The sequence below is a fragment of the Corallococcus sp. AB049A genome (assembly GCF_003668885.1).
GTDB classification, from domain to species: Bacteria; Myxococcota; Myxococcia; order Myxococcales; family Myxococcaceae; genus Corallococcus; species Corallococcus interemptor.
Genome location: NZ_RAWL01000392.1, coordinates 1 through 8061 on the forward strand (window position 1 = coordinate 1; position 8061 = coordinate 8061).

The 8061-nt window shown below is 69.3% G+C and carries 9 protein-coding genes; 1 reads left to right on the top strand and 8 read right to left on the bottom strand.

The genetic code is table 11. The annotated features are described in order from the left end of the window. The 7 genes from D7X55_RS31100 to D7X55_RS31130 form a co-directional block, all read right to left on the bottom strand. A partial coding sequence (locus tag D7X55_RS31100) for a serine/threonine-protein kinase (RefSeq protein WP_147470275.1) occupies positions 1 to 1074 on the bottom strand: 1074 nt, incomplete at its 3' end. A 52-nt stretch (positions 1075 to 1126) separates the two neighbouring features. Further along, entirely contained in the window at positions 1127 to 1654 is a 528-nt protein-coding gene (locus D7X55_RS31105; protein ID WP_121724959.1) for a latent transforming growth factor beta-binding protein, read from the bottom strand. A 5-nt stretch (positions 1655 to 1659) separates the two neighbouring features. After that, positions 1660 to 2124, bottom strand: a complete 465-nt coding sequence (locus tag D7X55_RS31110) for an SMI1/KNR4 family protein (RefSeq protein ID WP_121724960.1) — start codon at positions 2122 to 2124, stop codon at positions 1660 to 1662. A gap of 10 nt (positions 2125 to 2134) precedes the next feature. Beyond that, the gene (locus tag D7X55_RS31115) at positions 2135 to 2506 is read right to left on the bottom strand and encodes a hypothetical protein (protein ID WP_233610173.1); all 372 of its coding nucleotides are present in this window, start codon (positions 2504 to 2506) and stop codon (positions 2135 to 2137) included. A 267-nt stretch (positions 2507 to 2773) separates the two neighbouring features. Beyond that, positions 2774 to 4498, bottom strand: a complete 1725-nt coding sequence (locus D7X55_RS31120; RefSeq protein WP_121724961.1) for a sigma 54-interacting transcriptional regulator — start codon at positions 4496 to 4498, stop codon at positions 2774 to 2776. Between the two features lie 16 nt (positions 4499 to 4514). Continuing rightward, positions 4515 to 5153, bottom strand: coding sequence for a carbonic anhydrase (locus tag D7X55_RS31125; protein WP_120552689.1), 639 nt, complete (start codon positions 5151 to 5153; stop codon positions 4515 to 4517). Positions 5154 to 5210: 57 nt separating this feature from the next. Then, entirely contained in the window at positions 5211 to 6473 is a 1263-nt protein-coding gene (locus tag D7X55_RS31130; RefSeq protein WP_147442972.1) for an FAD/NAD(P)-binding oxidoreductase, read from the bottom strand. A 179-nt stretch (positions 6474 to 6652) separates the two neighbouring features. Between D7X55_RS31130 and D7X55_RS31135 the strand changes: the two genes are divergently transcribed. After that, positions 6653 to 7348, top strand: coding sequence for an MBL fold metallo-hydrolase (locus tag D7X55_RS31135; protein ID WP_121724962.1), 696 nt, complete (start codon positions 6653 to 6655; stop codon positions 7346 to 7348). Between the two features lies 1 nt (position 7349). On the opposite strand, the gene D7X55_RS31140 is transcribed toward D7X55_RS31135, so the two are convergent. Then, entirely contained in the window at positions 7350 to 7901 is a 552-nt protein-coding gene (locus tag D7X55_RS31140) for a glutathione peroxidase (protein ID WP_120552687.1), read from the bottom strand. Positions 7902 to 8061 lie beyond the last annotated feature (160 nt).

An 8061-nucleotide genomic window follows, 5' to 3' on the forward strand; every position in this document is an offset into this window, starting at 1 on the left:
CTTCTTGTGCTCCGGCCACGCGCGCCGGAGCCAGCCCTTCGTCACGGGACGCGACCGCAGGAGCGCCAGCACCTCGGGAGACCCGGGCTGGAGCGCCAGCGCGGCGTTGAGACACCGCGCGGCCCGTGCGCCCCGCCCCGAGGCAAGCAGCTCTCGGCCTTCGCCCAACAGCCGTTGGAAACCGTCCTCGCGCCAGCGGGCCACACAGGCCTCCGGGGCCTGGAAGAAGGCACGGGCTGCTTCCGCGGGAGCACCGACCCATGGCCGCAGCACGGCCTCCATTTCCTGTACCAGCGCCGCGCCATCCACGGGCCGGTCGCGCGCATCCCGGGCAAGACACCGCGCGACCAGGGCGCCCAGGGGAGCGGGAGTGCCTGGAGCGGCATCCACCAGGGATGGCGCATCGCGGGTCATCACCGAGACCGCCAGCCGGGCACTGCCCTCCCCTGCATGCGGCGTCGCCCCTGTACTCAGCTCGAACATCACGACGCCCACCGCGTAGACATCGGACGCCGGGGACCAGGCGCCGGTGTCGATGCGCTCGGGAGCCATGTACGCCAGCGAGCCAATGATGGCGCCGGTGCTCGTCAGCCGGGCCCGGTCCGCCAGCGCGGCGATGCCGAAGTCCGCGAGCTTCAGTGGCCCGCCGTGAGCCACGAGCACGTTCTCCGGCTTCACGTCCCGGTGCACCACGCCGCGAGCGTGCGCCGCCTCCAGCGCGCGGGCCAGCTCCCATCCCAGGAGCGCGACGGCCTCCGGTGGCAGGGGCGCCAGACGCAGCGCCCATCCACGCAGGTTCTCCCCCTGCACCCACTCGCAGACGAGGAACGGGCCGCGCACGGCGTCTTCGCCAAGGTCATGCACCGCCAGCACGTTGGGGTGCTGGAGCGAGGCCACCACCTCCGCCTCCTGACGGAAGCGCTCGGTGAAGCGGGCGTCCATGCCCGGATGCAGCACCTTCACGGCCACGCGGCGGGACAGCCGCAGGTCGAGGGCGAGGTAGACCGTCGCCATTCCGCCCCGCCCCAACTCCTGCTCCAACTGGTAGCGGCCGGCCAGCAGTTCGCCCGTCATCGCGCGCGCAGTCTAGGGAGCGCGATCCGCGCAATCAAACCCCCGGTCCCGCTCACGGCTGGCACGCCCGGAGGGTGGTCCCGGGAATCTGCGCACAGGAGCCAGCCCCCCCATCGGGACACTCCGCATCCGACCTGCAGGGCAGGCGGCACTTCTTCCCATCTCCGAAGTCCGCGCAGAAGCCGCACCGGGTGCAGTCCATGGACGACGCACAGTAGCTGCCCAGGTTGGCGGGAGTCAGGCCGTCACAGGTCTCGACGCACGTGGCCTCGGGTCCGCACTGGTAGCCCAGGGGGCACCCCCGCTCACAGCTTTTGACACAGTGCCCTCCCATGCATCTCGCGTTGCTGGAACAGTCGAAGCTGGCGGAACAGGGTTCCGTGAGCCGGGGACCGTCCTCGCACTCGTTGTAGAGGTCATGGCAGCGCTGGTCCTCGGGACACTCCCGGTCGGAGGCACAAGCACTCGAGCAGGCGGCTTCGGAACACCCCGCGTCCGGCGCCTCACGGACCTGGATGTCGAGCGGACAGCCCGGGCCCACGAGCAGCACCAGGACAATGAGCGGGAACAGGCGGCGCATGGGCTTCAGTCCTCCTCCCGCAGCCAGAACCATTCTTCATTGGAATGGAGCGCCCCTCGCAGGAACTCCGAGAAGGAGCCCGCGATCCGCCGGTTGTAGGCAGGGTCCGGAAACGCTTCGCGGTAGCCATCCCGGATGGAGTACCGCTCTCCCTCCTGCAGGCTCACATCGACAAAGATGTAATTGGTATCCCGAACCTCACAGAGCGCGTACCAGGATGCGGGACCCGCCTTGTCCGTATCGTCCTTGAGAAGGACGACGCGAGCGCGGCGAATCTTCGCCAGCGGGTAAAAGTTGAAAGCGGGGTCGACGCGATCGAAGAGCTTCGCGCCATCGCAATGCAGGTAGAAGGCACGGAGGTCCGGATCCAGGCGCCATCCGACTCTCTGCTCGAAGGCATCGATCTCCGCTGGAGTCGCGGGTGGGTTCGGGAAGTGGAGCCGCGATACATCCTCCAGCAGCGCCGACATGACTTCGGGATTACTCACCATAGGGGTGGTCCACTCCCACTCGCGTCCATGGAGGCTGGTTCGCGTAGCACTGGTTGTAGGGACCCAGAAGATCTTCGTGAAGGTCCTGGGGGAACGGCAGGAGATTGTCCCAGTCAGTAGGGTTGCCGCCATGTTGGAGGTCGCGGATGTGATGGCCCTGGTAGGGCTTTCCGTCGGCTTCCGTCGGCCAGTCACCGAACCGCCGGGACCATTCCTCCCGGAATCCCTTTCGAGCCTTGTTCCAACGATTGCGAGCCGCTTCGTTCTGGACGGGCGTCAATGCGCCGTAGTTGCAGCAGCAGTGCGCCATCCCGAATCGGCTCCCGGCCTGCACCAGCGTGCCCTGGAAATCCATCTTCACGTCCGCCAGCCACATACACCCCTGAAGGACGTGGCCCCTTCCCGCGCACTTCTCCTGGCAATAGGTCATGAGCTGGGCGCTGCATTGCCACGGCCCATAATAGATGACGGTCCGGAACTGCCCTCCGCCTGGCACGTTCATGAGAGGTCCCCGCCACATCCGAACCCCAGCGGGGCTGGGTGACAGCGGTGCCTCGGCACAACCCATGGTCACCGCAAGAACGGCAAGCAGCCGCCATAGTGAAACACGCATACGCATGTGGGCCTCTCAGTCCTCCTCCCCCAGGTAGCGGAACACGGAGCGCAGGCCGATGCCCAGGGCCCGCGCCGCCTCCTTCTTGCTGCCTCCACTGCGCGCGATGGCTTCGCGCACGTAGCGCAGCACGAACGCGTCGCGCGCCTCGTCCAGCGGCACCAGCGGCGCGGTGTCCGCCCCCAGGTCCAGGTCCTCGACGCCGATGAGCTCGCCCGAAGCGAGGATGGCCGCGCGCCGCACGCGGGACACCAGCTCCCGGACGTTGCCCGGAAAGGGATGTCCGCGCAGGGCCTCCGCCGCCTTCTGCGTGAAGCCCCGAGCCCGCGCCCCCTGCTGCTTCAGGACATGGTGCGCGATGAGCAGCACGTCCTCGCCGCGCTCCCGCAGCGCGGGCACCTCCAGGCGCACCTCGTCCAGGCGGAAGAGCAGGTCCTCGCGGAAGCCGCCCCGGGCGACGAGCGCCTTCAACGGCTGATGCGTGGCCGCGACCACGCGCATGTCGACCTTGCGAGGACGGTGCTCCCCCAGCCGCGTCACCTCGTGCTCCTGGACGACGCGCAGCAGGCGCGACTGGAGCGCCAGCGGCATGTCTCCAATCTCATCCAGGAAGAGCGTGCCCCCATCCGCCGCCTCCACCAGGCCCGCACGGTCGGAGGTCGCGCCGGAGAACGCCCCGCGAACGTGGCCGAACAGCTCGCGCTCGATGAGGGATTCCGGAAGCGCCGCGCAGTTGATGGCCACCAGCCGGCCCCGCCGTCCACTGCGCCGGTGCAGCGCGCGCGCCACCTCCTCCTTGCCCGTGCCCGTCTCCCCCTGGATGAGCACGTGCAGGGACGTGGGCCCCAGGCGCTCAATCTGACGGTAGAGGTGCCGCATGGCCGGGGACTCACCGATGAGCCCTTCGAACGTGGCCGCGGCGATGCGCTGCGTGAGGCTGTCCACCTGCACGCGCAGCTCGGTCAGCTCGCGCGACGTGGCCAGCAGCAGCGCCGCGAGCGACGACAGCGCCATGGCCTCCTCCAGCTCACGAGGCGAAAACGGAGGACTGCCCAACCGCCGCCCCAGGTACACCGCGCACAGCGGCGCGGAGGCCGCGCGAAGCGGCAGCACCAGGGCGGAGGTGAGCCGCAGTGCCAGCACACTGGGAGCCCCCGCGAGCGCCGCCTCCGCCGCGACGTCCGGCACCAGCACCGGAGCCCCCGAGCCCACGACCTGATCCACGAGGCTGTCCACCACCACCGAAGCCGGCACGGACCCCGTGGCCCCCAGCACCTGCCGCCGGTCGCCCTCCACCGACACCAGGAACCCCACGTCCGCGGAAGTGACCTCCGCGATTCCCCGCAGCGCCGCCTCCAGCAGCTCCGACGCGGGCCGCTGCACGAGCAGCCGCGAAGCGAAGTCCGTCAGCACGCCCAGCAGGCGGGACGGCGGCGCCGAAGTCTCCAGCCGGACCGGGGCGTCGGAGGCCGTCAGCGTGAGCACGGCCTTGCCGACGCTGAACGAGTCCCCCGGCTCCAGCGGTGAAAGCTCCACCCGCTTGCCCCGCACCCGGACATCGCAGTCCGCACTGGCGGCGGACACCGTCCACCCGCGCGCGTCGCGGAACAGCAGCGCATGGCTGCCCTTCACGCCGGGCGCGGAGAGGACGACGTCGCACGCGGGCTCCGAGCCCACGGACACCACCGGCTTCTCCAGCGCGAAGGAACGTCCGTCCGGAAGGGTCAGGAAGAAGCGCATGCGGCGGAGGGGTTCCTCACTCCTTCGTGAGGTCGTAGACCTCCTGGATGTTGTGGAGCGTCTGGACGAAGTCCAGCTTCAGGTCCTGGAGGATGCCGTTGCGCAGGTCGAACACCCACGAGTGCACGATGGGGAAGCCCCGCGTCAGGTAGGACTTCTGCACGGCCGCCGTCTTGATGATGTTGATGCTCTGCTCCAGGACGTTGAGCTCCACCAGCCGCTCGTAGCGCTTCGTCTCGTCCGCGATGCCGTCCAGCTCCTGCTTGTGGAAGCGGTACACGTCCCGGATGTTGCGCAGCCAGGGGTTCAGGATGCCCAGGTCCTTGGGCTGCATCGCCGCGCGCACGCCGCCGCAGCCGTAGTGGCCGCAGACGATGATGTGCTTCACGTCCAGCTGCCGGACGGCGTAGTTGATGACCGACATCACGTTGAGGTCGACGTTGTTGACCAGGTTGGCGACGTTGCGGTGAACGAAGACGTCACCCGGCGCCAGGCCCATGATCTGATTCGCCGGCACGCGGCTGTCCGAACATCCGATGTAGAGGAAGTCCGGCTGCTGCGACACCGACAGCTTGTTGAAGAATTCCGGATCGGCGCGGAGCTGCTCCTCCGCCCAGGCCTTGTTGTTCTCGAAGATCTTGTCGTAGGGCGTCACGGCCGGGACGCTCGCACGGGAAGCCCCCTCCGTCGAGCAGTCCGTACGCGAGAGTGTTCACGCGCGTCCACGAAGCATCCAGTCCCAGTACAGCCGCGGCAGCCCGTACTTCTTGAGCAGCCACAGGTCCCGGCGCTCCACGAAGGTGTTGATGAACGGCAGGCTCGGCGCGGGCCGGCCCTCGTAGTCGAACTCCGCCAGCAGCATCCGCCCATAGCCCGTCACCAGCGGACAGGACGCATAGCCGTCGTAGCGGGCCGTGGGCTCGCGCCCCTCCATCACCGCCACCAGGTTCTCCACCAGGACGGGCGCCTCCGCGCGGACGGCGGCGCCGGTGCGGGACGTGGGCAGGTCGCTCGCGTCTCCAATGGCGAAGACGTTCGGATGATCCGGGTGCTGGAGCGTGTGCTTGTGCGCCTTGACCCAGCCCGTGTTCGGGCCGTCCGGGTGCGCCAGCGCGCTGCGCTTGATGAAGTCCGGCGCGCTCTGCGGCGGCGTGACGTGCAGCAGATCATACCCGACCGTCACCTGCTCCCGGCGCCCGTCGCGCATCACCGCGAAGACGGCCTCGCGGGTGGCCGCGCGCACCTCGACAAGGTCATGCCCGAAGTGCGTCTGGATGCCGTAGCGGTCCACGACGCCCTCCAGCACCCGGGCGAAGGGCTGTACGGAGAAGAGGGTTTTGGCACCCGAACCGAAGATGACGCGCGACTTGCCCGCGAGCCCGCTGCGGCGCAGGTGGTCCGCCACCAGGTACATGATCTTCTGCGGCGCCCCCGCGCACTTCACCGGCGTGGCCGGGTGGGTGAACAGGGCCGTGCCGCCCCGGAACGCCCGCACCATCTCCCACGTCTTCGGCGCCAGCCGGAAGTCGTAGTTGCTGGACACGAACGGCGTCTCCAGCGCCTCGCGCAGGCCGCGCACCTTGTCCCAGTCCAGCTGGATGCCCGGAGCGACGACGAGGAAGTCGTACGTCACCCGGGTGCCAGCGCGCGTGAGCACCCGCTGGCGCACGGGGTCCACCTCCTCCGCGCGGTCCTGGATCCACCGCGTGCCCTTCGGGATGTAGTCCGCCTCCGGCCGCACGGAGCTCGCGATGTCCGCGGCGCCCGCGCCCACCAGCGTCCACAGCGGCTGATAGTAGTGCTGCGCGGAGGGCTCCAGGACGGCGACCCCCTGCACGCCCTTGCGCTTGAGCCGCGCCGCGACCGTGAGCCCCGCGGTGCCACCGCCGATGATCAGCACCCGGTGGTGCTCGGAGGAGGCCGAGGGTTTGAGGGGAAGGGACGCCTCACGATATGCGGCCTGGGACGCGGACATGGACGGCCTCCGGGAGGCACCCGCGCCTGTCATTGACGCGGGCGGCGAGCCTGCGCGCCCTTGGAGCCGCGTGACACCTGTCCTCCGAGGCGACCTCCGCGTCGCCGGGTCCACACTTGCAAAGGGACTCAGGGACGCCGTAAGCCCCGCATGGCCCCATGGAGTCTGGAGACCTCGACATGCTCTTCCGCCAGCTCTTCGACTCCGAGTCCTCGACGTACACGTACCTCGTGGGTGACGCGTCCACGCGCCAGGCCGTGCTCATCGACCCGGTGCTGGAGCAGGTGGAGCGCGACCTGAAGCTCGTCGGGGAGCTGGGGCTCGTGCTCACCCACGTCTTCGACACGCACGTGCACGCGGACCACGTCACCGCGTCCGGCACGCTGCGGGAGCGCACGCACTGCCAGGTGGTGGCCGGAGCGGGCGGGGCCGAGTGCGCCGACCTCCAGGTGCGCCACGGCGACACGGTGCACGTGGGCCCGTGCGCCTTCCAGGTGCTCGCCACGCCGGGCCACACGGACGACAGCGTGAGCTACCTGCTGGGCGACCGCGTCTTCACCGGGGATGCCCTGATGGTGCGGGGCAACGGCCGCACCGACTTCCAGAACGGGAGCGCGGGCCAGCTCTACGACTCCATCACCCGCGTCCTCTTCCAGCTCCCGGACGCGACGCTCGTCTATCCCGGGCACGACTACCACGGGCACACGTCCACGAGCATCGGCGAGGAGAAGCGCCACAACCCGCGGCTCGCGGGCAGGAGCCGCGAGGAGTTCATCCGCGTGATGGCCGGGCTCAACCTGCCCCGGCCCAGGAAGATCGACGTCGCCGTCCCGGCCAACCGCGCCTGTGGACGGACGCAGCCTTCGGAGGCCTGAGTCAGGCCGGCTTCGCCAGCTCCGCGTCAATGGCCTGCACCAGCCGCGGATCCTCCGCCGTCACGTCCGGCGCGAAGCGGCCCACCACGCGGCCATCCCGGCTGATGAGGAACTTCTCGAAGTTCCACTGCACCTCCGGCTTCGGGTTGGCCTCGATGCCGTAGCCCTTGAGGTTCGCGCGCATGGGCCCCTCGCCCGTGGCCTCCGGGATGGCGCCCGTGAGCGCGTGGTAGAGCGGGTGCTTGTCCTGCCCCACCACGGAGATCTTCGAGTACAGCGGGAAGGTCACGTCGTACTTCAGCGTGCAGAACTGCTGGATCTCCGCCTCGCTGCCCGGCTCCTGTCCCAGGAAGTTGTTCGCGGGGAAGCCCAGCACCTCCAGGCCCTTGCCCTGCCGGCTCGCGTAGAGCTTCTGCAGGCCTTCGTACTGGGGCGTCAGGCCACACTTGGAGGCCACGTTCACCACCAGCAGGACCTTGCCCTTGTGCTGACCGAGCGTGCGGGAAGCGCCATCAATGCCGGTGAGGGGGATGTCGTAGAGGTTCTGGCTCATGGTCAGGCTCGGTCTCCGTGCGAGGGGGCGGCCACTGTAGCTCAGGCAAAGTGCCAGCCCCGGTGTGGTGATTTGCGGCGGTCCCAGTCCGTAACAGGGCGCGGACCCTCCGGGGGAACGGCTGGCCCGGGCCTTGCGTTGTGTGGACTCCCTCCCACCC

Coding starts and splice junctions, on each gene's coding strand:
- D7X55_RS31105 (WP_121724959.1), bottom strand. CDS start 1,654: ATGCGCCGCCTGTTCCCGCTCATTGTCCTGGTGCTGCTCGTGGGCCCG.
- D7X55_RS31110 (WP_121724960.1), bottom strand. CDS start 2,124: ATGTCGGCGCTGCTGGAGGATGTATCGCGGCTCCACTTCCCGAACCCA.
- D7X55_RS31120 (WP_121724961.1), bottom strand. CDS start 4,498: ATGCGCTTCTTCCTGACCCTTCCGGACGGACGTTCCTTCGCGCTGGAG.
- D7X55_RS31130 (WP_147442972.1), bottom strand. CDS start 6,473: ATGTCCGCGTCCCAGGCCGCATATCGTGAGGCGTCCCTTCCCCTCAAA.
- D7X55_RS31135 (WP_121724962.1), top strand. CDS start 6,653: ATGCTCTTCCGCCAGCTCTTCGACTCCGAGTCCTCGACGTACACGTAC.
- D7X55_RS31140 (WP_120552687.1), bottom strand. CDS start 7,901: ATGAGCCAGAACCTCTACGACATCCCCCTCACCGGCATTGATGGCGCT.